Source organism: Amycolatopsis sp. NPDC049159 (assembly GCF_040648295.1).
GTDB lineage: Bacteria > Actinomycetota > Actinomycetes > Mycobacteriales > Pseudonocardiaceae > Amycolatopsis > Amycolatopsis pretoriensis_A.
Window position 1 is genome coordinate 1 of sequence record NZ_JBEZDL010000003.1, and the last position, 23,969, is coordinate 23,969.

Consider the following 23,969-nt stretch of genomic DNA (forward strand, 5'->3'; position numbering starts at 1 on the left):
GGTCCGTCCGCGGGGGCCCGGGGGTTTGTGCCTTTTTGGTCCCGGCTCCCCGCTCGGCCTTCCCCGCACTTTCACGTGAAAGTGACGCCCCCAGGTCGGCACTTTCACGTGAAAGTGCGGCCTCGGGTCAGCCGGCGGGGGCGGTGGCGAAGTCTCCCGGGAGCTTGCGAGCCACGTCCGTGCGAGAGCGCGCGCCGAGTTTGCGCAGCACCTTCGCCACGTGCTGTTCCACCGTGCGCGGCGAAAGGAACAGCCCGTCCGCGATCTCGCGGTTCGTCCGCCCCTCCGCGAGCATCCGCGCGACTTCGCGTTCCCGCGGCGACAGCTCGCTCCCGTACCCCCGCCGCCCGCGTTGCGATGGCGCCCAAGCGCCGTGCTCGCGCAGCTGGTGACGGCAGCGGCCGGCGTCGCGGGTCGCGCCCAGCTGCTCGTACGCCTCCGCGGCCGCCGTCAGCTCCTCGACGGCGTCCCGGTTGCCCGCCGCCAGGCGGCACAGCGCGGCCCGCTCCCGCATCCCCGTCGCCGGGTAGGGCATCGGCAGGGCCGTGTAGCCAGCCGCGGCTTCGTCGAACAGCGCCGCCGCGGCCAGGTGCTTGCCCCGCGCCTCCAGCAGCACCGCGCGTCCGGCCACCAGGGCGGCCGCGGCCACCGGGGCGTCGCGGTCCTCGATGCCGCGCGCGAACGCCTCGACCACGCTGTCCGCCTCGGGCCAGCGCCCGGCCCGCGCGTACGCCTGCGCCGCCGCCGGGACCAGCGCCGCCGCCCAGATCCAGACGCCCTTGCGCCCGGCCGCGGCCACCGCCGTGTCGGCCGCCGCGCAGGCGCCGTCGACGTCGTCGGTCGCCAGCAGGACCGAGATCAGCACGCCGGCGGCGGAGAGCACCACCGGGATCGGCCCGCGGTCGGGTGCGTGCACGCTCGCCGCGGCCAGGTGCCGTTGCGCCGCGGCGAACTCCCCGCGCACGGCCGCGAGCCCGCCGAGCACCAGGGACGACTCCATGACGATCGGGCCGAGTTCCGGGTAGCTGTCCCGCAGCTGCTCGGCGGCTTCGGCGAGCCCGTTCCAGCGCCCGCGCACCCAGTCGAGCCGGACGCGGGTGCCCTGGATCAGGCCGATCGCGTACAGCGCGCCGGCGTCGGTCGCGCGCCGGACGCCCTCGGTGACCAGCCGGTCCGCGCGCTCGAGGTGCCCGGCCCACGACTGGCCGTCGGCGAGGTTGCACCACAGCCGGGCCAGCTGGACGCGCTCGGCGACCGTGCCGACGGTGTCCGACAGCGCTTCGAACTCCGCCCACGCCGAGCCGTCGCCGACGTGCGACGCGGCCGCGATGCGGTCGGCGGTCAGGGCGAGCCGCAGCTCGGGGTCGTCGAGCCGCTCGTACACCTCGCCCGCGCGGGCGCGCCAGGATTCGTGCCACGACAACGGCGTCAGCCCGTCGATCGGCTGGGCCAGCAGCGTGATCCCGCGCGCGGCGAGGTCGGGCCGGTCGGTCAGCTCGCCGATCGCGCGCTCGACTTCGAGGCGGCCGCGGCCGAGCCCGCCGATGGTCCGGACCAGCAGCATGCCCAGGCTCAGCCGGATCGAGCCGCGGACCGACGGCGGCAGCGCCACCTCTTCCAGGACGCGCTCGAGCGTGCCGATCACGTCGGGGCGGAAACCCCGCAGCGCGACCTGGCTCAGCTTGCCGGCCACGCGCCCGGCGTCCGCCTGCGCCGGGCCGGGTTCGGCGAGCACCGACTGCAGCAGGTCGATCGCCCGGGACGTCTCACCGCGGGCGATGGCCTCGTCCGCGGCCGCTTCCGCGTAGTGCCGCCACTGGTCGACGCGGCCGGCCGCGCGGGAGTGCCGGGCCAGCAGCGTGAGCGGCGGGGACGGCTGCGCGGCGAGCACGCGGATCGCCTGCGCGTGCAGCAAAGCGCGTTCGGGTCCGCTGACCGTGTCGTAGACGGCCTTGCGCGCCAGCGGGTGCCGGAAGCCGTACTTGCCGTCGCCGACTTCGCCGAGCACGCCGCCCGACAACGCGGCGAGCAGCGCGGTCCGGAGCAGGTCGTCGGCGAGCCCGGCCAGCTCGCCCAGCACGGCGGCTTCGGCGCCGACGCCGAGCACCGCGGCCGCGCCGGCCAGCCGGACGGCCGGGTCGGGCAGCGCGGCGAGCCGTTCGGTGACGGCCTCCCGCAGCAGCACCGGCACCTCGAGGTTCTCCAGCAACCGGTCGGAAAGCACTTCGCCGACGGGCAGCCGCTCGGCCGCTTCCTTGAGCGCCCGCAAGGTTTCTTCGACCACGAACGGGATTCCGGCGGTGCACTCGTGCAGCTTCGCGGCGAACTCGTCGGTGACGCGCGGCAGTTCGAGGATTTCGACGGCCAGCGCGCGCACGGCGGCGACGTCGAGCGCGCCCAGCGCCACCCGGGCGGAGTACACGGCGGGGTCGGTCCGGAACGGCGCACCCAGTGGGCCGGGCCGGACGTCGGTGGCGGACCGGTAGGTGGCGACGACCGCCAGCTCCGGCGGCATCGCGCCGGCGAGGAACCGCATGAGGTCGCGGGTGTCCTCGTCGGCCCACTGGAGGTCGTCGATCAGCACGAGTGCCGGCCCGCAGGCGGCCAGGAGTTCCCGCACCGCCCGGAAGACGCGGTGCCGCTCGGCGACGGGGTCGTCGAGCGGCTCGGGGCGCGGGGGAAGCGCTTCCGCGAGCTCCGGCAGCAACGGCCGCAGCACGCCGGCGACCGGGCTCAGCGGGCCGAGCTGCGTGTCGCCGACCGCGCGAAGCGCTTCCAGGACGGGCCCGTAGGGAAAGGGTTCCCGCAGCGGCTGGCAGGCGCCGGTGAGCACGCGGCCGCCGTCGAACTCCTTGCGCCGCCCGATCTCCGCGAGCAGCCGGGTCCGGCCCATGCCGGGTTCACCCTCGATCAGCACCGCCGCGGGACGGTGCCGGAGCACGTCGACGATGGCGTCCAGTTCGGGGTCGCGGCCGGTCAGCCGGGCGGGTCCGGACCGGACGGAAACCGAGGTGGGGCGGGGAGCGGTCAACCACATATGACCTCCTCGGCGCTCCGGCACTGTGCGCGGGAGCCTAAGCAGAGCTGATCGTCCCGTAAACCATTAACCGAATAGGTGGTCGGTACCGGCGCCACTCGTCCGCCTACCCGCTGTCACCGGTTTGCCGTGGGATCCCCCGGTTCCGGGTCACTGCGCGTGCGAAACGTCGGCGTTTCCCCCGCTCCGGGGGTGCTTAACGCGTTCCGGGAAGTGTCCCGGCTACCGAAAGTAGTTCACGGAAACCCTACTTAAGGACCTGTCCGACCGGGTGACATCGCGGGTGCAGGACCGCTTGGAGCAGGGGATTCGTCCGGGGTGAATGCGTATACCCATTCGCCGGGCGCCCGGATTGCACCGTAACGCCCACTGCGGGGACGCTCAGCCGGGGGAGTACCGCTGCGTGGCCGGTGCGGAGCCGCGCGTAACCAACTAGGGAGAAGCATGAAGATCGCCAGACTCTTCGGTGCCGCTGCCGCCGTGGTGATGACGACGGGCGCGCTCGCCGCGATCGCCGTCCCCGCGTCGGGCCAGGACCTGCTGAACCCGGACATCGTGCCCGCCATGCAGCGCGACCTCGGCCTGAGCCACGACCAGGTGCTGTCGCGGCTGAAGAGCGAGGACGTCGCGAACAAGGTCACCGAAGCGGTCAGCGCGACGCTTGGCGACGCGTTCGGCGGCGCGACCTACAACGCCGCCACCGGCAAGGCGCACATCCAGACGACGAACGCCGCTTCGGTCGCCAAGATCCGCGAAGCCGGGGCCGAGGCGGAGGTCGTGAAGTTCAGCGCCCGCCAGCTCGACTCCACTGTGGACAAGTTCACCGCACTCGACAAGTCGGCGCCGTACGCGATCACCGGCTGGGGCGTCGACTCCACCACCAACCGCGTCACGCTCTCCGTGCTGCAAGGCCAGCGGGCCGCGGCCGACGCCTTCCTCACCCAGTCCGGTGTGGACAAGTCGTCGGTCACGATCCTCGACGCCGCGGCGAAACCGACGCTGCACGCCAACATCCGCGGCGGTGACGCCTACTACATCGGCGGTTCGTCGCGCTGCTCGGTCGGTTTCGCGACCACGACCGGCTTCGTCACCGCCGGCCACTGCGGTGCGCTCACCGGCGGCGGCTCGCTGACCGGGTCGAACGGCGCGGCGCTCGGCAGCTGGATCACCTACCGGTTCCCGGGTGTCGACTACGCGGCGGTCCGGACCAACAGCAGCTGGACCCCGGTCGCGCAGATGAACAACGGCACCGCGGTGCGTGGGCAGTCGAACGCCGCGACCGGCACGTCGGTCTGCAAGGCCGGCTCGACCACCGGCTGGACCTGCGGCACGATCGGCGCCAAGAACCAGAGCGTCCGCTACTCCGAGGGCACGGTCAACGGCATGACGGCGACCAACGTCCGCTCGGCCGCGGGTGACTCGGGCGGCGGCTTCATCAGCGGCAACTCCGCGCAGGGCGTGCTGTCCGGCGGCAACACCACCGTGACGTACTTCTACCCGATCGCCGGCGCGCTGTCCGGCACCGGCACCACCCTCAAGACCAGCTGATCGGCGGATACGCGAAAGGGCGGGGTTTCGAGTGCCTGGAGGGGGCACCGGGCGCCCAGCGCCTCCGTTGAGGGAGGCGGTGGGGGCATCGGTGGAGCACTCGAAACCCCGCCCTTCGTTCCTCGCCGCGGGATTGGGAGGTTCGGGGGTCAGACGTTGCTGATCTCCTCGATCAGCCCGTCGACGTCGAAGTGCGCGCTCTCTTCGCCGTGCGGCACCAGTTCGAAGGACGCCTCGAGGAACGTCCGGATGTCTTCGCGCTCCAGCTCGAACGACGCATAGCCGTCCGGTGACTCGATTTCCAGGGTCAGGAAGTCTTCGTCTTCCGACAGATCCGGGCGGATCCGGACGTCGCCGAGACCGGTGGGCTCGTCGAGCCCGGACACGAGGAGGTCACGCGCGAAGGTCCACTCGATCCACCGGCCGCGCTCGGTCCGGAAGGCCACGGTCACCGCGAACGGCTCGGTGGAGTGGTAGGACAGGCGCGACAGGACGGGTGTGGTGCTCTCGTTCAGCAGCACGAACTGGCTCTGGTGTACGGCGTCGGTGTGCACGGCCCCTCCTGGAGTCTCGCGGTCGGTTCGCGCGGCGCGAACTGTTCGGCAAGGAGATGACCAGGGCCTGCGGTCATGACGGAGAAAGCTTCACGTTCACTTGATCGGTTGCATCGGTCCATTGTGGTGTAACGCCGGGCACATACCCCTTGCGCTCAGGCGGCCACGGGTGGTGACGGCTCCCGCAAGGCGCCGGGCAGCCGTTTCCGCAGCGCGAGCAGGGCCGGGACGGCGGAAGCGCAGGTCAGCGCCAGCACCGACCAGGTCAGGGCGTTGCCCGCGGTGAGCAGCAGGGCCAGCAGCCCGGGCGCGAGCGCCACCGGGAGCCCCCAGGAGAGCTGGAAGATCGAGCTGGCCCGCCCTTCGGCCCCGGGCGGCGCGGCTTCGGCGGCCGCCGCGGTGGCGGTCGGGCCGAACATCGCTTCCGCGACCGAGAAGCCCACGCTGGCCACGAGGATCAGCCCGGCGGCGACGTCCAGCGGAACGGCTTCCAGCGGGATCAGCAGCGCGAAGCAAACCGCGAACAGCACCGCGGACCCGAGCAGCCCGGCCGTCCGGCTCCGGCGGGCCAGCACGGCGATGATCGGCCGCTGGGTGGTGACGACGACCACGGTCCCCACCGCGATCGCGGTCCCGGCGATCCACTGTGGACCGTGCAGCAGATCCCGCACGACGATCGGCAGCACGGCGAACTTGCTCGCGCTGGCGAGCGTGAAAGCCAGGTGGGTGAGGCAAAACCCGGTGAACGGCCGATCCCCGAGCACGGCCCGCCAGCTCCCGGCCGGCCGGTCCGTGCGGGCTTCGGCACGGGGGAGCAGGCGGATCAGCACCGCCGCCACGGCGAAGCTCGCCGCGTTGACGTAGGCGAGCAGGTGGAAGGCCCACGGACTGGTGAGGGTCGGCAGCACCGCCATCGCGGCGGCGCCGACCCCCGCCCCGGCGAACCGCCCCACCGTCTGCGTCGCGAGCACGCGATCGGTGTCCCGCCCACCGGCGAGCCGAGCGGCCATCGGCGCGTTGCAGGTCCAGAACAGCCGATCCCCGAACCCGGCCACGGCCGAGACGACGACCACCTGCCAGCTGCTGTGCACGAACGGGTAGGCGCAGAAGGCCCCGACCCGCACGAGGTTCCCGCCGACGAGCAACGCCCGCGGCCCGAACCGATCCATCGCGGCCCCGGTGGCCGGCCCGCTGACGAGCGCGAGCACCGCACCGGTGCTCAGCGACGTCCCGGCGTCGACCAGGCCCAGGCCCTGGCCGTGCACGAGGAAGAGCAGGGCGAACGGCACCCAGAGCCCGCTCCCGAGCGCGTCGATCACCGTGGCGGCCAGGAAGAGCCGTCGATCCCGAACCATGGCGCGGAGTCCTTCCCCCAGGTGGACAGCGGGCCAGGATATCGACGGGTGGCCCGCGGTCCCACCTATTTGCCCGCGACAGCGCACCACCCGACCGCCGGCCGCGGCGAGGGGATGTCATGGAGCCGGGGAGCCGGTTGGTGACGATGTGCGTCACGGCCTGTGCGGGGCGGGCCGACGGGCCAGCCGCTTCGGCTACCGCGGGGGCCGCGCCGGATCTCCTCTCGCTCCCGCTCGACCCGGCCGGGTTCCCGCCGGCACGCGGTTCGCGCTCGAGGCCTACACCTTCGAGAACCAGGCCCACGTGATCGGGCCGGACCGGGCGATCGCGGTCGGGGCGGCCGTCGCGCGCGGGAGCGTCGGCGTCTGGGCCGTCCAGGTGCAGACCGACCGCCCCGCCCAGGTGCTCGCGATCAAGACGACGACCGGCGGCGACCTGGTCAAGCTGACTTACGTCGCCCAGGTCGGTACCTACGTCGTCACGGCCTTCGCGCTCTGCGGGAAGCAGCCCATCTGCGAGGCCGCGCTCAACCCGGTCCTGGCCGACGGCGCCGCCAGGGCCCGCGCCGCCTAGGGGCCGAGCGGGAGGTCGAGGCCCACCTTCACCCGGTCCATCGCCACGCTCGTCGTGAAGTGGCGGACGTTCGGGTTCTCGAAGAACATCCGCCGGGTGAAGGCCTCGAAGCCCGCCATGTCCGGGCACGTCACGATCAGCACGAAGTCCGCGTTGCCGGTCACGTAGTAACACTGCTGGACGCAGTCGTCGGTGAGCACCTGGCGGCGGAACGCGTCGAGGACCGCGAGGTTCTCGCGCTCCATCTCGACCATCACCACGAACGTCATGGCCAGCCCGAGCGCCTCCGGCGAAAGCACCGCCACCTCGCGCTCGATGACGCCCGCCTCGCGCAGCCGCTTGATCCGCCGCTGGACCGCCGCGGCCGACAGGCCGACCTTCGCGCCGATCGTCTCGGCGATGGTGCGGGCGTCCGCCTGGAGGCAGGCGAGGATGGCGGTGTCCAGCTGGTCGAGGTCGGGTGTCTGCACTCCAGCAGGCTAACCGGCACCCCCGACAATCCGCCTGGAGTTACTTCGGGGCTCACTCCTCCGTGACGTCGCTCACTACTCCGGACGAGGCGAAGATGAAACAACTTTTTGAGTGACCTGGAACACAACTCACCGGTCTACCAGGGGGTAGCCCATACAAGTGGAGAGAACCAGCCGGTCGTTCGCCTACCCACCGGCGTGGGGAGGCTCTCCCGTGCCCGCACCTGCCGCCGTGCTGACCGGCCTCGGCTCGTGGTTGCCGACGAAAGTCCTGGACAACCACGAGATCGCCACCCGGCTGGACACCTCGGACGAGTGGATCCGGACCCGCACCGGGATCCGCGAGCGCCGCGTCGCCGGACCGGACGAGTCCACTGTGGACCTCGCGGTCGGGGCGGGCCGCGAAGCGCTGGGCGGCGGGAGCGCCGACGTCGTCGTGCTCGCCACCTCGACGCCCGACCAGCCGTGCCCGGCGAGCGCGCCGCAGGTCGCCGCCCGGCTCGGGCTCGGCACGGCCGCGGCGTTCGACGTCAACGCCGTCTGCAGCGGCTTCGTCTACGCGCTGGCCACCGCGGCCGGGTTCATCGCCGGCGGGATCGCCGAGCGCGTGCTCGTGATCGGTGCCGACACCTTCACCACGCTCATCGACCCGGCCGACCGCACGACCGTGCCGATCTTCGGCGACGGTGCCGGCGCGGTCCTGCTCCGGGCGGGCGACGCCGGCGAGCCCGGCGCGTTCGGGCCGTTCGACCTGCACAGCGAGGGCGAGCTCGCCGACCTGCTCTGGGTCGAAGCGGGCGGCGCCCGGAAGCGGCTGTCCGACACCCCGGCCGACCGGTTCCTCGCCATGCAGGGCACCGCGGTCTTCCGCCACGCCTGCGCGCGGATGGCGGAGTCGTCCCGGACGGTGCTGAACGCCGCCGGCTGGATGGTCGGCGACGTCGACCGCTTCGTCGGGCACCAGGCCAACATCCGGATCCTCCAGGCGACGGCGAAGCAGCTGGGCATGCCGGCGGACGCCGTCGTCGCCAACATCGACCGCGTCGGCAACACCAGCGCCGCGTCCATCCCGCTCGCGCTGGCCGACGCCCGCGCCGACGGCACCCTCGCGCCCGGCCACCGCGTCCTGCTCAGCGCGTTCGGCGCGGGCCTGACCTGGGGCTCGACCGTGCTGCGCTGGCCGGATCTGGGTCAGCTGTCCTGAGGCTCCGGGACGGCTGTCCAAGTCGGCGTCGCTTCCAGGCGGCCGCGTAGCTCCAGCTCGCCGTGCTTCGCCCAGTACGCGGCTTCGCTCGGCAACGCCGCGGAGACGACGGCGTCGCTGGCCAGGATGCGTGACGGCGTCGCCTTCGCCAGCTCGGTCAGCCGCGCGGCCTCGTTGACCGCGTCGCCGATCACGGTGTACTCGAGCCGGCTGCTGCTGCCGAGCTGCCCGGCGAACACCGGGCCGCTCGAGACGCCGATGCCGAGGTCGAGCTCACCCGTCTCGCGGACCGCGTCCCGGATCGCGCGGGCCGCGGCCAGCGCGGCGGTGGGCGCGTCCGCGAGCCGTGTCGGGGCGCCGAAGATGCACAGCGCGGCGTCGCCCTGGAACTTGTTGACCAGCCCGCCGCGGGCGCCGACCGCGGAGACGACGGCCGCGAACAGCCGGTTCAGCTTCCCGACCAGCTCCTCCGGCGGCGTCCGGTAGGCGAGCGCGGTCGAGTCGACGACGTCGACGAACAACGCCGTCACCTCGCGGACGTCCCCGGACAGCGATGCGCCGTACTCCAGCGCGTGCCGGGCGACGTCGGCGCCGACGTGCCTGCCGAAGAGGTCCCGCATCCGCGCCTGCTCGCGCAGGCCGGCGGCGAGCTGGTTCACCGACGTCTGGAGCAGGCCGATCTCGCTGGAGTCGTCGACGTCGACCACCACGTCGGTGTCGCCGCGCGCGATCTCGTCGAGCGCCACGCGCAGCCGGTGCAGCGGCGCCGCGACCGCCCTGGCCAGCAGCGCGGTGCCGATCGCGCCGACGCTCAACCCGATCACCGACAGCATGACCAGGCTGGCGGTGGGGTTGCCCGAGCCGAGGTCCGGCGGCGTGGCGACGAGCAGCACGCCCACGAACGGGACGCCGCTGGCCAGCGCCCAGGTGACGACCAGCCGGGTGAGCACGGTGACGGGCAGCGAGCCGCGCGGCGGCAGGACGCCGAGCGCGATCGTCATCACCGGCCGCGCCACCCACTCGGCCGCGAGGTAGGTGAGCCCGACGGTGGTCAGCCCGCCGAGGCCGATCACCGTCGCCATGCCGACGGCGTCGTCGGACGAGCCGAGCGCGCCCGCGAGCGCGGTGAGCACGGCGGTGCCGATCAGCCAGAGCGTGCCGCTGACCACGGCCATGTCGACGGGCAGCCGTAACGCCCGCCTGGCCTCGCTCTCCGACGGCGGCCGGCCGAGCACGAACCAGATCGCGGTGCGCCGCTGCAGCCACGCCGTCCACGCCGTGCCGGCGAGCAGCGACGCCGCGACGATGAGGGCGGCGGTCAGGCCGAGCACCCACCCGTGGTCGCCGACGTCGCTGGGCAGGCCCTGCAGCACCAGCAGCAGGGCGACCACCCCGGACCCGGCGACGCTGGAGCCGATGCCCAGCCCGGCGAAGCCCAGGCTGGTGCGCAACACCACGCGGAAGTTCTTGACGGCGATCTTGCGCACGGCGTTGATCGTACGGCCGAAAATGCGTGGCCACCCGCGGTGCCCGCTGGTTACCGTGCCGAGCATGGACCCACTCGGCCAGGACGAGATCCGGGCCTCGTTCGTCAACTGCACCCGCGGCGAAGCCAAGGGCGTGACGCTGCCCGCCCGGCCCGAAGACATCCCGTGGGAAAAGCGGGAATTCCTCGGCTGGCGCGACCCCAAGGCACCGGGGCGCGCCTACCTCGTGCTGCCCTACGGCGGTGAGGTGGTCGGCCTCGCCCTGCGAGCGGCGCCCGCGCCGAAAACCCGCCTGCGCAGCAACATCTGCGGCTTCTGCACCACGACCCACGGGCTCGCGGACATCACGCTGTTCTCCGGCAAGCGCGCCGGGAAGGCCGGGCGCGACGGCAACACGCTGGGCATCTACGCCTGCGGCAACCTCGCCTGCTGCCAGTACGTCCGCGGTGAGCTGAAGTCCGACGTGCCCCAGCCGTTCGAGACGCTCACGGAGGCGGACCGCACCGCGCGGCTCGAGGAGAAGCTGCACAAGTTCGTGGCGCGGGTGCTGGAGTCCCGTTAGAAGCGGTACCGCACGAGGTGCGCCATCCGCGCGAGCGGCGGGAAGTACTTGAGGGTCCGCAGCTGGAACCGCGTCAACGGCCGCAGCCGGGCCAGGACGTCCGGGGTGGACCAGTGCGCGGCGTCCAAAGAGGACACCAGCGTCAGGCCGCAGCGCTCCAGCTCGTGCGGGTCGTCGACGCCCCAGCGCAGCGTCGCTTTCGCGCGCCGGACCGGGGTGTTGAGCTTCTGCGCCTTGATGCCGAGCTTGCTGAAGACGTCGCAGACGAGCTCGCCGGACGGGAACTTCGCGACCAGCCGCCGGATCAGCTCGGTGCCGTCCTCGGGGGTCAGGTACATGGTCAGGCCCTCGGCGACGATCAGCGCGGGCCGGTCGGACGGCACCTGGTCGAGCCAGCCGAAGTCGGTCACCGACGTGCCGATGTTCGTGTGGTTCGGCGCCGGCGCGTAGAGCTTCTCGCGCAGCTCGACGACCTCGGGGTAGTCGACGTCGTACCAGTGGACGGTTTCCGGCGGGGCGAGGCGCTGGAACCGGGTGTCCATGCCGCAGCCGAGGTGCAGCACGACGGCGTCCGGGTGCTGCGCGAGGTACTCGGCGGCCCAGCCGTCGATCGGCTTCGCGCGCAGGACGATGCTCACGGCGCTGTCGCGGGTGATGCCGAGCTGGGCGAAGTCGTAGTCGATCTGCCGGACGGCCTCGTCGGCGGCGTGGTCGCCGAGCACCGGGTCCGCTTCGCGGCTGTCGAGCGCGCGGCCGTAGAGGGTGGCCAGCATGGTGGCCTTTTCCTCGGTGAAGTGCACCTTTTCCATCAGGGCTCCTCCGCGGCGAAGTCGTGGGCGTAGGTCTTGGCGTCGAGCAGGTGCTTGAGGGTCAGCTCGCGGGCCGCGGCCGGGTCGGAGCGGCGGACGGCGTCGAGGATGGCGCGGTGGTCGTCGACGGCCTTGCGGATCTGGCCGGGCAGCCGCAACGCCGCCCGCCGCTCCTCGCCGACCAGCGCGAGGACCGAGCGCAGCAGCCCGGCGACGTCGTCGTTGCCCGCGTTCTGCGCGATCACCCGGTGGAACTCGGCGTCGGTGGCGATGACGCGCAGCATGTCCCCGTCCTCGGCGGCTTTCGCCATCTCGGCGACGTTGTCCTCGAGGCGGCTCAGGGTCTTCGCGGTGGCGTGCCGAGCGAGGCGCTCGGCGAGCGTCGGCTCGACGGTCGCGCGCAGGTCGAAGAGCTTTTCGACGAGCTGGTCGTGCTCGGTGAACCAGGTCCGCAGGGGCTGCTCCCGCTGCTCGGCCACGTAGGTACCGGAGCCGGCGCGGATCTGCACGTACCCGATGGAGGCGAGCACGCGCAGTGCCTGCCGCAGCGACCCGCGGCTGATGCCGAGCTCCTCGCACAGCACGCGCTCGGCGGGCAGCCGCGACCCCGGCGGCAGGTCGCCGGCGTCGATCCGCGACCGCAGCCGGTCGACGGTCGCGCTCCAGACCTGCTCGGTGTCCACGCCGCCCATCCTGTCAGCTCCGGGAATTGTCGGGGGTGCCTGTCATGATCGGCGACGTGGAGATCTTGGGGGCGTGGGCCGCGGGCTGGGCGGTGTCTCGGGCGGTGCCGGAGCCGGTCGAGGAGCCGGACGGGCACCGCTTGGACGTCGGCTTGCCCGGCCACCGGGTGCGGTACTTGCTGCGCTCGCCGTCGACGGTGGCGGCGCGGGCCCGGACGGTGGCTTCGCCGGGTACGTGGCTGAAGACGTGCGGATCGCGGCCTGCGGTTTTGGCGGGGCTGACGGCGGAGTGGAAGGCGGGGGAGACGGAGTACTTGATGACGTTCGAGGGAGCGGTGCCTGCCGCGGTCGCACCACCGGGCTACGCGGTGGCGGTGACGGGTTCAGCTCCGGCCTGGGACGTGGCGGTGTCTTTCGACGGTGCTCCGGCGGCGCGCGGCCGGGTCGCGGTGGCCTCCGGAGTGGCGGTGTTCGACAAGATCGAAACGGAGCCGGACCACCGCCGCCGCGGCCTGGGCCGGGTGGTGATGCACCAGCTGAGTGCGGTGGCCGGGGCCGAGACGAGCGCGTTGCTGGCCACGGAGGCCGGCCGCGGGCTGTACGTCTCGCTCGGCTGGCGGGTCGCGGCCGAAGTGGTGCCGGCGCACGTACCCGAAGGAGCGGCATGACGGCGAAGTTCAAGGACCTCGCGCTGGACGCGATTGACCACCAGGCCCTGGCGGACTGGCGGTGCCGATCGTCGACCCGGCCGGGGAAGGCTGCTGGCACTGGGCGCGACCCTGATCCGCGAGCGGGGAGGTGATGTCGACTGGGACCAGCTGGCCGATCCGGAGGGCAACGAGTTCTGCGTGTTCGCCCCGAGTGTCTGACCAGACACATCTGACCCCGTGCGCGTCGCGGCACCGGCCCACCATGCTTAGGCTCCGCACGTGAATGCTTCATGACGTGGTGGCACGCGGCGATCATCGTGGTCGCCGGGATCTGGGCGGGCACCATCAACGCCGTCGTCGGGTCGGGGACGCTCGTGACGTTCCCCGTGCTCGTCGCGCTCGGGTACCCGCCGGTGACGGCGACGACGTCGAACGCCATCGGGCTCGCGCCCGGGACGCTCAGCGGGGCCTGGGGTTACCGCCACGAGCTCAAGGGCTACTGGCGGCAGACCGCGAAGTTCGCCGTCGCGTCGTTCCTCGGGGCCATCGGCGGCACGATCCTGCTGCTCTCGCTGCCGAAGGACGCCTTCGAAGCCGTCGTGCCCGTGCTGGTCGGCCTCGCCGTGATCCTCGTGATCGTGCAGCCGAAGGTCTCGAAGTGGGTCGCGAAGCGCCGCGAAGGCAACGGCGAAGAGCACAAAGCCGGGCCGCTGCTGATGTTCTTCATCTTCCTCATCGGCATCTACGGCGGGTACTTCACCGCCGCGCAGGGCGTGATGCTGATGGCCGTCATGGGGATGCTGCTGTCCGAGCCGCTGCAGAAGCTCAACGGCGTCAAGAACGTGCTCGCCGCCGTCGTCAACGTCGTCGCCGGGGTGATCTACGCGTTCGTCGCGCCGATCAGCTGGCCCGTCGTGCTGTGGCTGGCGGTCGGCTCGACCGCCGGCGGCTTCCTCGGCGCGAAGATCGGCCGGAAGCTGCCGCCGGCGGTGCTGCGCGGCGTGATCGTGGTGATCGGCGTCGCCGCCGTCATCCAGCTGGTGGTCAAGCAGTTCGCGAGCTGAATTCCCGAGCGGCAGCCAGGAACAGGTCGTTCTCGTCGCGGGTCCCGATGGTCACGCGCACGCCGTCGCCGGCGAACGGGCGCACCACCAGCTTGCGGTCCAGCGCGTGCTCCGCGAACGGCACCGCCTGGTCACCGAGCGGCAGCCAGACGAAGTTCGCCTGCGTCTCGGGCACCTGGTAGCCGGCTTCGAGCAGCGCGTTCCGGACCCGCCCGCGTTCGACGACGATCTCCTGGCAGCGCGCCAGCAGTTCGTCGGCCGCGTCCAGCGATGCCAGCGCCGCGACCTGGGCGAGCATGTTCACCGAGAAGGCGACGTACACCTGGCGAAGCGCGTCCGCGATCGGCTCCGGCGCGACCGCGTAGCCCACGCGCAGGCCCGCGAGGCCGTACGCCTTCGAGAACGTGCGCAGCACCATGACGTTCGAGCGCGTCCGCGTGTACTCGACGCCGTCCGGCACCTCCGGGTCGGTCACGAACTCCTTGTACGCCTCGTCGAGCACGACCAGCACGCGCTCCGGGACGGCGTCCAGGAACCGCTCGAGCTCCGCGCGGCGGATCGCCGTGCCGGTCGGGTTGTTCGGGTTGCAGACGAAGACGATCCGCGTCTTCTCGGTGATCGCCGCGAGCATCGCGTCGAGGTCGAGCTCCTGGCTCTCGGTGATCGGCACCTTCACCGAGACGGCGTTCGCGACCTGCGTGACGATCGGGTACGCCTCGAAGGAGCGCCAAGCGAAGATGACCTCTTCACCGGGCGCGCACACGGCCTGGATCGTCTGCTGGCACAGCGACACCGAGCCGCAGCCGATCGCCACCTGCGCCACCGGGACGTCCAGCTCGCGGGCCAGCCGCTCGCGCAGCGCCTGCGAGCCGGTGTCGGGGTAGCGGTTGATCCCGGCCGCGGCCTCGGCGATCGCCTGGGCGACGCTCGGCAGCGCGCCGCCGGGCACCTCGTTGCTCGCCAGCTTGATCGCGCCTTCGATCGTCCGGCCGGGGACGTATTTCGGCAACGATTCGAGATCGGCACGCGGGGACACGGACGGCATCTTCGGCGCTCCTGGAATTCGACGGGACGACCCGGCCACCGTATCTTTTCCGGCCGCCGCCCCGCGAGTCCCTTCAGACGGTCGGTGCCGTGCTCTCCTGCCACACTGGGTTCCTCCCGTTCACCTCGAAGTGATTGAGTGACGCAATGACGTCGACCAGCACCGTGGACTACCAGCGCACCGACGGCCCCACCCTGCGCCTGACCTTCTCGGAACCCGAGGGGGCGCTACGCGGTGGCTTGGTGGTGCTGCACGAAGCGGACGGCGTCACCGACGGCGTGAAGCTGCTGCTCGCGAGCCTGGCCACGGAGGGATGGCTGACCGTCACCCCGCACCTGGAGAACGACCGCCTCACCCAGCAGGACCTGCTCGACGCGACCGACCTGACCCTCGCCTGGCTCGTCGAGCGCGGCGTCCAGGGCGACCTCCTCGGCGTGATGGGCTTCGACCTCGGCGGCACCGCGGCCCTCGTCGTGGCCTCGCACCGCAAGCTGGGCGCGGCCGTCAGCGTCGGCGGGCAGCAGTCCGCCGAACTGCCCGCGCTGGTCGAGATCGCCGGGAAGCTCACCAGCCCGTGGCTCGGCATGTACGGCGACGCCGGCGACGAGGCGGGCGGCGCCGAGGTCGAGCGGCTGCGCGACGCCGCCGCGTCGGCGAAGGTCGCCACGAACGTCGTCCACTACCCGGGCGCGAACCACCGCTTCGACGCCGACCCGGGCGCGGCGGCGGAAGCCTGGCAGCGCACGCTCAACTGGTTCGACGCGCACCTGCGGTAGGTGTGGGCGGCCGACACCCTCACAGCACGCCGAGTGTCGGTTTCGACCACAGTGACTTCCCGATCCGAGGGATTAGGCTCGGGTCGTGACGCACACCGCCGACGCCCCCGAGGTCCTCTGGCGCCCCGAGCCGGGCCACGTTGCCGACACCAAGATCGAAGCCTTCCGCCAGTGGCTGCGCGCCAAGCGCGCGGTCGAGGTGGACGACTACCGCTCGCTGCACGAGTACTCCGTGGAGCGCGGTCCGGACTTCTGGGCGGCGGTCGCGGACTTCCTCGGCGTGCGCTGGCACGACCAGCCGGGTGACGTGCTCTCGGGCGGGATGCCGGACGCCGTCTGGTTCGAGGGCGGCACGCTGAACTACGCCGAACACGCGCTGACCCCCGGGGTCGCGGGCGCGGCCAAGGGCGACGCCGAGACGGCGGTGATCTTCCACCGCGAGGACGGCTTCGCGAGCCAGCTGACCTACGGCGAGCTCCGCGCGCAGGTCGCGGCGGCCCGTGCGGCGTTCCTCGAGCTCGGCGTCGGCAAGGGCGACCGGGTCGTCGCGCTGGCGCCGAACTGCCCGCAGACGCTGGTCGCGTTCCTCGCCGCGGCGAGCATCGGCGCGATCTGGTCGTCGTGCTCGCCGGACTTCGGCGTCCGCGCGGTCGCGGACCGGTTCGTGCAGATCGAGCCCAAGCTGTTCTTCGCCGTCAACGCCTACGCGTACAACGGCCGCCAGTTCGACATCCGCACGACGGTCGACGAGCTGCGGGCGAAGCTGCCGTCGCTGGCCGCGACCGTGCTCGTCGAGTACGTCGGCGAAGGGCGGCTGGACGGCACCCGCGACTGGGCGGAGCTGCTCGCGAAGCACGAGGGCGCACCCCTGCTGTTCGAGCCGGTCGAGTTCGCGCACCCGCTGTGGGTGCTCTACTCCTCGGGCACCACGGGCCTGCCGAAGGGGATCGTGCACGGCCACGGCGGCATCACCCTCGAGCACCTCAAGGCCCTCGCGCTGCAGACGGACCTCGGGCCGGGCGACCGGTTCTTCTGGTTCAGCACCACCGGCTGGATGATGTGGAACTTCCTCGTCTCCGGCCTGCTGGTCGGCACGACGATCGTGCTCTACGACGGCAACCCGGGCTACCCGGACCTGAACGCGCTCTGGCACCTGGCCGAGCAGCACCGCGTCACCTACTTCGGCACGTCGGCGCCGTACATCCAGAGCTGCCTCAAGAAGGGCGTCAAGCCGGCCGAGCGCTACGACCTGACGGCGTTGCGCGCGCTGGGCTCCACCGGCGCGCCGCTGAGCGTCGAGGGCTTCCGGTGGATCGTGGACGAGGTCGGGAAGAAGGTTCAGATCTGCTCGGTCTCCGGCGGCACCGACCTGTGCGCGGCGTTCGTCGCGTCCGCCCCCGACGTCCCGGTCTGGCTCGGCGAGCTGTCCTGCCCGGCGCTGGGGGCCGCGGTCAACGCGTTCGACGAGGCGGGCAACGCCGTCGTCGAGGAGGTCGGCGAGCTGGTCATCACCAAGCCGATGCCGTCGATGCCGGTGTTCTTCTGGAACGACCCGGACGGCTCGCGCCTGCGTGAGGCGTACTTCGAGATGTACCCGGGGTTGTGGCGCCACGGCGACTGGATCCGGATGACGGATCGCGGCTCGGCGGTCATCTACGGCCGCAGCGACTCGACGCTCAACCGCGGCGGCGTCCGGATGGGCACGGCGGAGTTCTACCGGGTCGTCGAGGGCTACGACGAGATCGCGGATTCCCTGGTCGTGGACACCTCGGCGGCCGGCAACGAGGACGGGCAGCTGATCTGCTTCGTCGTCCTCGCCGACGGTGTCGAACTCGAAGCGATCGAGCCGCGGCTCAAGAAGGAGCTCCGCAGCGCACTGTCACCACGCCATGTACCCGATCGGTTCGTGGTGGTTTCCGAGATACCTCGTACCTTGAACGGTAAGAAGTGCGAGGTACCGGTGAAGAAGATCCTCGCCGGTGTGGCTCCCGACCGGGCCGTCAGCCGCGACGCGCTGGCCAACCCGGCGGCGCTGACGCCGTTCGTGGAGCTCGCCGGGGGGTAGATGGGGGAAGCATGATCGGCCGCAACGGGTTGCACAGGTGGTGACGGGGACACGCGCGCAGACCACCTGGCGGGTGGCGGGGGCCACCACCGTGGGGGTGATCACCTGGGTGACCCGGCTGGCCGGACTGATGACGCTCGTGTCGGTCCTGGTCCCGGCCGGGCGCCGGAACCTGCGCGGGCGGCTGTCGGAATGGCTGGAGCTGCCGCAGGAGGCGACGGTCGCGGCGGCGACCGTGGCGTTGGTCACGGGCGTGCTGCTGGTGCTGCTGGCCGCCGGGCTGCGGCGCCGCAAGCGCCGGGCCTGGCAGCTCGCGGTCGGCGCGACGGTGCTGCTCACGGTGTCGCACCTCGGGCTGCGGCACGTCTTCGGCGCCGGCCTGGTGTCGGTCGTGCTGCTGGTGGGCCTGATCGCGAGCCGGCGCTACTTCGTCGCGAAGCCGGACCCGGTGGTCGGGCGCTGGCGCGCGGTGCGCGTGTTCCTGCAGCTGGTGCTGGCCGGGTTCGTGATCAACGTCATCCTGCTGTCGGTGGCCTCGCACGCGGTGCTGGAGCCGATGAGCTTCCCGGACCGGCTGGCGGAGGCCGCGCTCGCGCTCGTCGGCGCCAGCGGGCCCGCGGTGTTCCACCAGATGTGGCTGGAGGACCTGACCGCCGCCGTCGGCCTGCTGTTCGGCCTGGCCGCGGTCCTGGTCTCGGCGTACTTCCTGCTGCGCTCGGCCGAGCCCGCGCCGAGGCTGAGCGACGAGGAGGTCGCCCGCCTGCGCAAGCTGCTGGACGAGCACGGCGAGCGGGACTCCCTCGGCTACTTCGCGTTGCGGCGGGACAAGTTCGCGGTGTTCTCGCGCACGGGCAAGGCGGCGGTCACCTACCGCGTGATCGCCGGGGTCGCGCTGTGTTCGGCGGACCCGCTGGGCGACCACGAGGCCTGGCCGGGCGCGATCGAGGAGTACCTGGAGGTGTGCCGCACGGGCGGCTGGGTTCCGGCGGCGATGGGCGTTTCGGAGCTGGGCGCGACGGTCTGGGCCCGCTTCGGCCTGGAGGTGCTGGAGATCGGCGACGAAGCCGTCGTCGACGTCGACGGCTTCACCCTGGAGGGCCGCACCATGCGCGGCGTCCGCCAGGCGGCGGCCCGCACGAAGCGCGCGGGCTACAAGGTGCTGGTGCGGCGAGCCGAAGACCTGCGCTTCGGCGAACTGGACGAGCTGGCCGCCCTGGCCGCGAACTGGCGCGGCACGGACACCGAGCGCGGCTTCTCGATGGCCTTGGGCCGCATGGGCGACCCGACGTCGGTCCTGGTGACGGCCGAGCAGGGCGGCCGGGTCCGCGGCGTCCTCCAGTTCGTCCCGTGGGGCGCGACGGGCTTGTCGCTCGACGTGATGCGCCGCGACCGCACGGCCGACAACGGCGTCAACGAGCTGATGATCTCGGAACTCCTCCTGGCCGCCGGTCGCCACGGCGTCACACAGGTGTCCCTGAACTTCGCGGCGTTCCGCGCCCTGATGGAACAGGGCCAGCGCATCGGCGCGGGCCCGGTCGCGAAGACGGCGGCGAGGGTCCTGCACTTCTTCTCGCGCTGGATCCAGATCGAAACGCTGTACCGCTTCAACGCGAAGTTCCAGCCGCGCTGGGTCCCGCGGTACCTGGTCTACCCGGGCGTCCGCGAACTGCCGCGCGTCGGCATCGCGACGTTCGAGGCGGAAGGCCTCGGCGGACGCTCTCCGCGCCTGCTCAGGCTGCTGCGTCGCGCCTGAGGGGGGTGCCTTTCCGGGGTGATCGGGGGGTGTGTAACCTATCTGAGCAGTGGTCGTTGGGCCCAGGAGGCTTCGCCTAGTCTGGTCTATGGCGCCGCACTGCTAATGCGGTTGGGGGTAACCCCCCCTCCCGGGTTCAAATCCCGGAGCCTCCGCTGGTACCCGGTTCGCCGGGTGCTAGGTTAGAGAACAACTGAACACGCGCCCGTAGCTCAGCTGGATAGAGCATCTGACTACGGATCAGAAGGTCAGGGGTTCGAATCCCTTCGGGCGCACGTCTGGTTGAGACAGCGAAAAGGCCCCCTCGCAAGAGGGGGTCTTTTTTCTATTTCCGCGAACTTGCTTGACCTTCACACTGTGACAACCTCTTCACTGCGGGGAGGAGGTGGTCACCATGGACCCGAAACAGCTGAGCGCGGCGAACTCGTCGGCGCGGCTGCAGGCCGCGCTCGCCGCAGGCACGCAGGCGGACCCGGCGCTGGCCGGCGCGCTCGTCCACCGGTGCGCCGTCGAGCCGGACTTCTTCGTGCGGGACATGCTCACCTGGGCGCTCACCCGCCTCCCGGTCGGCGTCACCGTGCCGAAGCTGCTCGGGGAGCTGCGGTCCGGTGTGCCGCAGGCCCGGAGCCAGGCGCTGCACACGCTTTCCAAGATCGGCGACCGCTCGGCGTGGCCGTCGATCACGCGGGCGTTGCTGCACGACGCCGACGAAGAGGTCGCGCGGAGTGCGTGGCGGGCCGCCGTCGTGCTCGTGCCCGCCGATGAGCGGGAGGAACTCGCGGTGGACCTGGCCGCGCAGCTCGGCCGCGGGGACCGGGCCATGCGGCTGAGCCTCAGCCGGGCGCTCGTCGAGCTCGGGGACGAGGCGGCGCTGGGGCCCGGGCTGGCGAGCCCGGACCCGGCGGTGCGGGCGCACGCCCGGGCCACGCGGCGGCTGCTGCGCGACCCGGACGCCGGGTTCGACCTCGGTGTCGACGAGGCGAAGCGGATCGTCGCGCTCGGGCCGGAACGCGCCGGGGGAACGGCGTGCTGATCGGTGAGGTGGCCCGCCGGTCCGGGGTGAGTTCGCGGATGCTGCGGCACTACGACTCCCTCGGGCTGGTGCGGCCGACCGGGCGCACGGTCGGCGGCTACCGCGAATACTCCGAAGCGGACATCCGCCGGATCTTCCACGTGGAAGGCCTGCGCTCGCTGGGGTTGTCGCTGCGGCAGGTCGGCCGCGCGCTCGCGGACCCCGCCTTCACACCGTCCACTTTGGTCGGTGACCTGGTCCGGCGGACCGAAGAACGGCTGAAGCGGGACCAGGAGCTCCTCGACCGGCTCCGGGCGATCGACGCGTCGGCGCCCTTCGGCTGGGAGGGCGTCCTGCGCGTCGTCGAACTCCTGCACGGCCTGGATTCGCCCAGTCCCGCGAGCCGGCAGCAGGCCGTCCTGGCGCCGGCCGACGACGTGCCGCTGCCCGCCGAGCTGCTGGTGAAGGCCGTCCTCGCCGAACGCGACCCGAACGTCGCCGGCGCCCTGCGGTGGGCGCTGGCGCGGGCGGGCGGTGACGGCTTGGCGGGCGTGGCGGCCGGGGCCCGTTCGCCCGACGCCGACGTCCGGCGCCGCGCGGTGCTGGCGGTCGCTTCGCTGCCCGGCGACGAAGCGACCGCGGTGCTCACCGGCGCGCTCGACGACCCGGACCCGGACGTGCGCCGGCGCGCGGCCCTGGCCGCCGGGCGGCGCGGCGTGACGGCCGCCGTGCCGGTGCTCGTCGGGATGGTGGCCGAGGGCACGAACGACGTCGAGGCGTCCGAGGTGCTCGGGACGCTTTCGCTGGACCCCGCCTGCGGCGAACGGATCCTGGCCGCGCTGGCCGTCGAGCTCGCCGCCGCGCCCGCCGTCCGGATCCGCCTGGCGCAGGCCCTCGCCGAGCTGCCGGGCGCCGGCGCGCGGGACCTCCTCGGGCGGCTGGCCGGCGACGAGGACCCGACGGTCGCCCTCGTTGCCTCGGCCCTCCTCGATGCGCGGCCCGCTGACTGAGCCGCGTCAGCGCGGTGGCCACGCGGTGTCAGCGCCACCGTCGATCGTGGTTCTCACACCGAAGAGAACACGATCGCTCAGGAGACCACCGCCATGACCACGTTCCCCACCCCCGCCCCGATTTCCGCCGTCCTGACCGTCCCCGCCGGGCGCATCCGGTTCGTCGCCGCCGACCGGGCCGACACCACGGTCGAGATCCGCCCCGCGGACGCGGCCAAGAGCCGCGACGCGAAGGCCGCGGAGCAGACCACCGTCGACTACGGCGACGGCGTCCTGCGGATCGCGGCCCCGGCGAAGAACCAGTACTTCGGCCCGTCCGGCGCGATCGACGTGACGGTCGGCCTCCCCGCGGGTTCCCGCGTCGAGCTGACGGCCGCCGGCACCGAGTTCCTGGCGGTCGGCCGTCTCGGCGACGTCGTCGTCAAGACCGAGCAGGGCTCGATCGACCTCGACGAAGCCACCACGGCGCACCTCACCACCCGCGACGGTGACATCTCGCTCGGCCGCCTGACCGGCGACGCGCGGCTCCGCACGAGCAAGGGCGACATCCGCGTCATCGAAGCCACCAGCGGCACGGTGGTCCTGCGCACCGAGGCGGGCGACGTCGAGATCGGCGCCGCGGCGGGGGTGCCGGCCGTGTTGGACGCGGGCACGTCCCAGGGCCGCATCCACAACTCCCTGAAGAACGGCGATGGGGCACCCCGGCTGACGATCCACGCGACCACCGCGGTCGGCGACATCACCGCGCGCGGCCTTTGAACCGTTCACTGATCGCCGATGCTGTCCTCCCACGTGACGTCGACCGCGCAGTCGTTCCCGGCGTCGACGCGGGTGAGCTTGACGGCGACCATGGTGACCGCGGGGTCGAGCTGGATGCCGAACGTCGTGCTGTCGGCCGTCGAGCCCAGGTAGCCGCGGGTGACGACGGTGCCGGCGGCCACGACGGACCAGGACACGATCGCGCCGGGGCAGCCCGGACCGCGGGTCAGTTTCTTGCCGAGCACGCGGCCGCCCAGCGCGTCGCCGGTGAACGTCGTGGTGACGTCGGCGGTGCGGCCCAGCTTGCTCCACGTCCACCCGGAGTGCTGGCCCGCGCCGCACACCGGCGTGATCGTGCAGTTTTCGGTCACCGGGGTGCCGGTCACCGGCTTCAGCGACTGCCCGGTCCACCCGGTGCCCGAGTTCAGGAGCAGGATCGCGGCGACCGCGACGCAAACGGCCACGACGAGTCCGACGGGGACGAAGAGCCACCGGGGACGCCGGCGGGCGGGTCCGGCCCGCTCCGGCTCGGCGCGGGTGCCGGCTTCGAGCTCCTCCGTGTAGTCGCTCCGCTGGTCCGGGAACCCGGGCGCGGCTTCGAACTCGTCGATCCAGGACGCGGTCCGGAAGACGCCGTCGGCGTCGATGACGGTCGGCGTGTCGTCGCCCGGGGACCGGACCGGGCCGAACCCCTTCAGGAGCTCCGGCACCGCGTCGCCGCGCACGCGTGCCGGGGGACCGGTGAGCGGCTGGTCGTCTTCATCGGCGGAGACGGGCGGTTCGACGGCCCGCTGCTTCCGTTTCCGCTCCTCGGCGCGCTGCTGTTCCCGTTGCTGCAGGAGCCGGACCCCCGGCTCGTGGTAGAGCGTCACCGTGCGCTGCACCGCGCTGGGCCGCGTTTCGTAGGCGCTGACGATGACGGTCAGCAGCTCCTTGAGCTGGTTGACCTTCGGCAGTTTCTCCCCGCGCAGCAACTGGTAGGCGCGGGTGCGGGAAACGGCGGTCCGTGGGTAGCGCTTGGCCCAGTTCTGCGCCGTCTGGTTGTGGTTGAGGGCGGCGTGGATCTGCAGTTTCCGCAGGACCCGCATGTAGTCGGCTTCGGTTCTCGCAGTGCTGAATTCCTCTTCGTCGGGGAAATCGGTCGTGGAGGTGAGTTCGTCCATCGGTCCGCCTCACTTGGCGAGGCGGGCGGCGGTCGTGCCGAGCGCGACCGCGTAACCCACGCTCGCGCCACCGGGGTTGCCCAGCATCGTCATCACGACGCTGAACACCATCAGCAGCACCAGGAACAGGGCACCCGGCCAGATTCTCCCCGGGGCCGGCCCGCCTTTGCGTGACAGCAAGTCGAACGTGGAGGGGTGGGTGAAGTGCATCAGCTTCCTTTCGGCGTGGCCTAGGCGAGCAATGACAACCGCTTCGGCCGAAGTGCCCAACGCGTGGTTGCAGCCACTGGGAAAAGCCGGCCGAAGCGGGATTGCGGTCACTCTATGACGCCGTGCGCTCCGATGGGAGCCACTCAGCGTGCCACATTGTGCACCGGCTTGATCCACGC

The 23,969-nt window shown here is 72.3% G+C and carries 23 protein-coding genes and 2 tRNA genes; 15 read left to right on the forward strand and 10 right to left on the reverse strand.

Annotated elements, in window-relative coordinates; genetic code table 11:
* Positions 1-127: 127 nt before the first annotated feature.
* Positions 128-3,037 carry an AAA family ATPase gene (locus tag AB0B33_RS06035; RefSeq protein WP_360767483.1) on the reverse strand — a complete coding sequence of 970 codons (2,910 nt, stop codon included), beginning with the start codon at positions 3,035-3,037 and terminating at the stop codon, positions 128-130.
* A gap of 444 nt (positions 3,038-3,481) precedes the next feature.
* Between AB0B33_RS06035 and AB0B33_RS06040 the strand changes: the two genes are divergently transcribed.
* Positions 3,482-4,585 carry a S1 family peptidase gene (locus AB0B33_RS06040; RefSeq protein WP_360767486.1) on the forward strand — a complete coding sequence of 368 codons (1,104 nt, stop codon included), beginning with the start codon at positions 3,482-3,484 and terminating at the stop codon, positions 4,583-4,585.
* Between the two features lie 149 nt (positions 4,586-4,734).
* On the opposite strand, the gene AB0B33_RS06045 is transcribed toward AB0B33_RS06040, so the two are convergent.
* Both AB0B33_RS06045 and AB0B33_RS06050 read right to left on the reverse strand, forming a co-directional pair.
* Entirely contained in the window at positions 4,735-5,139 is a 405-nt protein-coding gene (locus tag AB0B33_RS06045) for an SsgA family sporulation/cell division regulator (RefSeq protein ID WP_360767489.1), read from the reverse strand.
* 155 nt (positions 5,140-5,294) lie between these two features.
* Entirely contained in the window at positions 5,295-6,494 is a 1,200-nt protein-coding gene (locus AB0B33_RS06050) for an MFS transporter (protein WP_360767492.1), read from the reverse strand.
* A 304-nt stretch (positions 6,495-6,798) separates the two neighbouring features.
* Here AB0B33_RS06050 and AB0B33_RS06055 point away from each other — a divergent pair, with 304 nt between their 5' ends.
* The gene (locus tag AB0B33_RS06055; protein ID WP_360767495.1) at positions 6,799-7,068 is read left to right on the forward strand and encodes a hypothetical protein; all 270 of its coding nucleotides are present in this window, start codon (positions 6,799-6,801) and stop codon (positions 7,066-7,068) included.
* On the opposite strand, the gene AB0B33_RS06060 is transcribed toward AB0B33_RS06055, so the two are convergent.
* On the reverse strand, positions 7,065-7,538 hold the full coding sequence (locus AB0B33_RS06060) for an Lrp/AsnC family transcriptional regulator (RefSeq protein ID WP_247015761.1): 474 nt from the start codon (positions 7,536-7,538) through the stop codon (positions 7,065-7,067). The two genes, AB0B33_RS06055 and AB0B33_RS06060, sit on opposite strands and share 4 nt — an antisense overlap.
* 214 nt (positions 7,539-7,752) lie before the next feature.
* Between AB0B33_RS06060 and AB0B33_RS06065 the strand changes: the two genes are divergently transcribed.
* On the forward strand, positions 7,753-8,742 hold the full coding sequence (locus AB0B33_RS06065; RefSeq protein WP_247015759.1) for a beta-ketoacyl-ACP synthase III: 990 nt from the start codon (positions 7,753-7,755) through the stop codon (positions 8,740-8,742).
* Here the strand turns inward: AB0B33_RS06065 and AB0B33_RS06070 are convergent.
* Positions 8,730-10,229, reverse strand: a complete 1,500-nt coding sequence (locus AB0B33_RS06070) for an adenylate/guanylate cyclase domain-containing protein (protein ID WP_360767500.1) — start codon at positions 10,227-10,229, stop codon at positions 8,730-8,732. The two genes, AB0B33_RS06065 and AB0B33_RS06070, sit on opposite strands and share 13 nt — an antisense overlap.
* Before the next feature lie 64 nt (positions 10,230-10,293).
* On the opposite strand from AB0B33_RS06070, the gene AB0B33_RS06075 reads away from it, so the two are divergent.
* Positions 10,294-10,791 carry an FBP domain-containing protein gene (locus AB0B33_RS06075; RefSeq protein WP_360767503.1) on the forward strand — a complete coding sequence of 166 codons (498 nt, stop codon included), beginning with the start codon at positions 10,294-10,296 and terminating at the stop codon, positions 10,789-10,791.
* Here the strand turns inward: AB0B33_RS06075 and AB0B33_RS06080 are convergent.
* Positions 10,788-11,600: a class I SAM-dependent methyltransferase gene (locus AB0B33_RS06080; RefSeq protein WP_360767506.1), complete on the reverse strand. Its 813-nt coding sequence runs from the start codon at positions 11,598-11,600 to the stop codon at positions 10,788-10,790. The two genes, AB0B33_RS06075 and AB0B33_RS06080, sit on opposite strands and share 4 nt — an antisense overlap.
* A complete protein-coding gene (locus AB0B33_RS06085; RefSeq protein ID WP_247015751.1) occupies positions 11,600-12,292 on the reverse strand; it encodes a FadR/GntR family transcriptional regulator in 693 nt (230 codons plus the stop codon). The genes AB0B33_RS06080 and AB0B33_RS06085 overlap by 1 nt, the downstream gene beginning before the upstream one ends.
* A gap of 35 nt (positions 12,293-12,327) precedes the next feature.
* On the opposite strand from AB0B33_RS06085, the gene AB0B33_RS06090 reads away from it, so the two are divergent.
* From AB0B33_RS06090 to AB0B33_RS06100, 3 genes are all read left to right on the forward strand, one after another.
* Positions 12,328-12,951, forward strand: coding sequence for a GNAT family N-acetyltransferase (locus AB0B33_RS06090; RefSeq protein ID WP_360767509.1), 624 nt, complete (start codon positions 12,328-12,330; stop codon positions 12,949-12,951).
* A gap of 33 nt (positions 12,952-12,984) precedes the next feature.
* The gene (locus tag AB0B33_RS06095; RefSeq protein WP_360767512.1) at positions 12,985-13,152 is read left to right on the forward strand and encodes a VOC family protein; all 168 of its coding nucleotides are present in this window, start codon (positions 12,985-12,987) and stop codon (positions 13,150-13,152) included.
* A 71-nt stretch (positions 13,153-13,223) separates the two neighbouring features.
* Positions 13,224-13,997, forward strand: a complete 774-nt coding sequence (locus AB0B33_RS06100; RefSeq protein WP_247015745.1) for a sulfite exporter TauE/SafE family protein — start codon at positions 13,224-13,226, stop codon at positions 13,995-13,997.
* Here the strand turns inward: AB0B33_RS06100 and hisC are convergent.
* Positions 13,978-15,042 carry a histidinol-phosphate transaminase gene (gene hisC, locus AB0B33_RS06105; protein ID WP_360767516.1) on the reverse strand — a complete coding sequence of 355 codons (1,065 nt, stop codon included), beginning with the start codon at positions 15,040-15,042 and terminating at the stop codon, positions 13,978-13,980. The two genes, AB0B33_RS06100 and hisC, sit on opposite strands and share 20 nt — an antisense overlap.
* A 146-nt stretch (positions 15,043-15,188) precedes the next feature.
* Between hisC and AB0B33_RS06110 the strand changes: the two genes are divergently transcribed.
* The 8 genes from AB0B33_RS06110 (at position 15,189) to AB0B33_RS06145 (ending at position 22,417) form a co-directional block, all read left to right on the forward strand.
* Positions 15,189-15,818, forward strand: coding sequence for a dienelactone hydrolase family protein (locus AB0B33_RS06110; protein WP_247015741.1), 630 nt, complete (start codon positions 15,189-15,191; stop codon positions 15,816-15,818).
* Positions 15,819-15,903: 85 nt separating this feature from the next.
* Positions 15,904-17,883, forward strand: a complete 1,980-nt coding sequence (locus AB0B33_RS06115) for an acetoacetate--CoA ligase (protein WP_360767520.1) — start codon at positions 15,904-15,906, stop codon at positions 17,881-17,883.
* 37 nt (positions 17,884-17,920) lie between these two features.
* Positions 17,921-19,636 (forward strand): phosphatidylglycerol lysyltransferase domain-containing protein, encoded by a 1,716-nt coding sequence (locus AB0B33_RS06120; protein WP_360767523.1) that lies wholly within the window; start codon positions 17,921-17,923, stop codon positions 19,634-19,636.
* Between the two features lie 65 nt (positions 19,637-19,701).
* A tRNA-Ser gene (locus AB0B33_RS06125) sits at positions 19,702-19,791 on the forward strand.
* Between the two features lie 46 nt (positions 19,792-19,837).
* Positions 19,838-19,911: transfer RNA gene (locus tag AB0B33_RS06130), tRNA-Arg, on the forward strand.
* A gap of 119 nt (positions 19,912-20,030) precedes the next feature.
* On the forward strand, positions 20,031-20,669 hold the full coding sequence (locus tag AB0B33_RS06135) for a HEAT repeat domain-containing protein (protein ID WP_360767526.1): 639 nt from the start codon (positions 20,031-20,033) through the stop codon (positions 20,667-20,669).
* Entirely contained in the window at positions 20,663-21,658 is a 996-nt protein-coding gene (locus AB0B33_RS06140; RefSeq protein ID WP_360767529.1) for a HEAT repeat domain-containing protein, read from the forward strand. Before AB0B33_RS06135 ends, AB0B33_RS06140 begins: the two co-directional genes overlap by 7 nt.
* A gap of 93 nt (positions 21,659-21,751) precedes the next feature.
* Positions 21,752-22,417, forward strand: a complete 666-nt coding sequence (locus AB0B33_RS06145; RefSeq protein ID WP_360767531.1) for a DUF4097 family beta strand repeat-containing protein — start codon at positions 21,752-21,754, stop codon at positions 22,415-22,417.
* Between the two features lie 5 nt (positions 22,418-22,422).
* Here AB0B33_RS06145 and AB0B33_RS06150 read toward each other — a convergent pair whose 3' ends face one another.
* Together AB0B33_RS06150 and AB0B33_RS06155 are read right to left on the reverse strand one after the other, a co-directional pair.
* Entirely contained in the window at positions 22,423-23,580 is a 1,158-nt protein-coding gene (locus AB0B33_RS06150) for a hypothetical protein (RefSeq protein ID WP_360767534.1), read from the reverse strand.
* A gap of 9 nt (positions 23,581-23,589) precedes the next feature.
* Positions 23,590-23,790: a hypothetical protein gene (locus tag AB0B33_RS06155; protein WP_360767537.1), complete on the reverse strand. Its 201-nt coding sequence runs from the start codon at positions 23,788-23,790 to the stop codon at positions 23,590-23,592.
* Positions 23,791-23,969 lie beyond the last annotated feature (179 nt).

Excerpts from the sequence above, each read along its gene's own strand:
- AB0B33_RS06035 (WP_360767483.1), bottom strand. The coding sequence starts at position 3,037 with ATGTGGTTGACCGCTCCCCGCCCCACCTCGGTTTCCGTCCGGTCCGGA.
- AB0B33_RS06040 (WP_360767486.1), top strand. The coding sequence starts at position 3,482 with ATGAAGATCGCCAGACTCTTCGGTGCCGCTGCCGCCGTGGTGATGACG.
- AB0B33_RS06050 (WP_360767492.1), bottom strand. The coding sequence starts at position 6,494 with ATGGTTCGGGATCGACGGCTCTTCCTGGCCGCCACGGTGATCGACGCG.
- AB0B33_RS06075 (WP_360767503.1), top strand. The coding sequence starts at position 10,294 with ATGGACCCACTCGGCCAGGACGAGATCCGGGCCTCGTTCGTCAACTGC.
- AB0B33_RS06080 (WP_360767506.1), bottom strand. The coding sequence starts at position 11,600 with ATGGAAAAGGTGCACTTCACCGAGGAAAAGGCCACCATGCTGGCCACC.
- AB0B33_RS06085 (WP_247015751.1), bottom strand. The coding sequence starts at position 12,292 with ATGGGCGGCGTGGACACCGAGCAGGTCTGGAGCGCGACCGTCGACCGG.
- AB0B33_RS06090 (WP_360767509.1), top strand. The coding sequence starts at position 12,328 with ATGATCGGCGACGTGGAGATCTTGGGGGCGTGGGCCGCGGGCTGGGCG.
- AB0B33_RS06100 (WP_247015745.1), top strand. The coding sequence starts at position 13,224 with ATGACGTGGTGGCACGCGGCGATCATCGTGGTCGCCGGGATCTGGGCG.
- hisC (WP_360767516.1), bottom strand. The coding sequence starts at position 15,042 with ATGCCGTCCGTGTCCCCGCGTGCCGATCTCGAATCGTTGCCGAAATAC.
- AB0B33_RS06110 (WP_247015741.1), top strand. The coding sequence starts at position 15,189 with ATGACGTCGACCAGCACCGTGGACTACCAGCGCACCGACGGCCCCACC.
- AB0B33_RS06135 (WP_360767526.1), top strand. The coding sequence starts at position 20,031 with ATGGACCCGAAACAGCTGAGCGCGGCGAACTCGTCGGCGCGGCTGCAG.
- AB0B33_RS06145 (WP_360767531.1), top strand. The coding sequence starts at position 21,752 with ATGACCACGTTCCCCACCCCCGCCCCGATTTCCGCCGTCCTGACCGTC.
- AB0B33_RS06150 (WP_360767534.1), bottom strand. The coding sequence starts at position 23,580 with ATGGACGAACTCACCTCCACGACCGATTTCCCCGACGAAGAGGAATTC.
- AB0B33_RS06155 (WP_360767537.1), bottom strand. The coding sequence starts at position 23,790 with ATGCACTTCACCCACCCCTCCACGTTCGACTTGCTGTCACGCAAAGGC.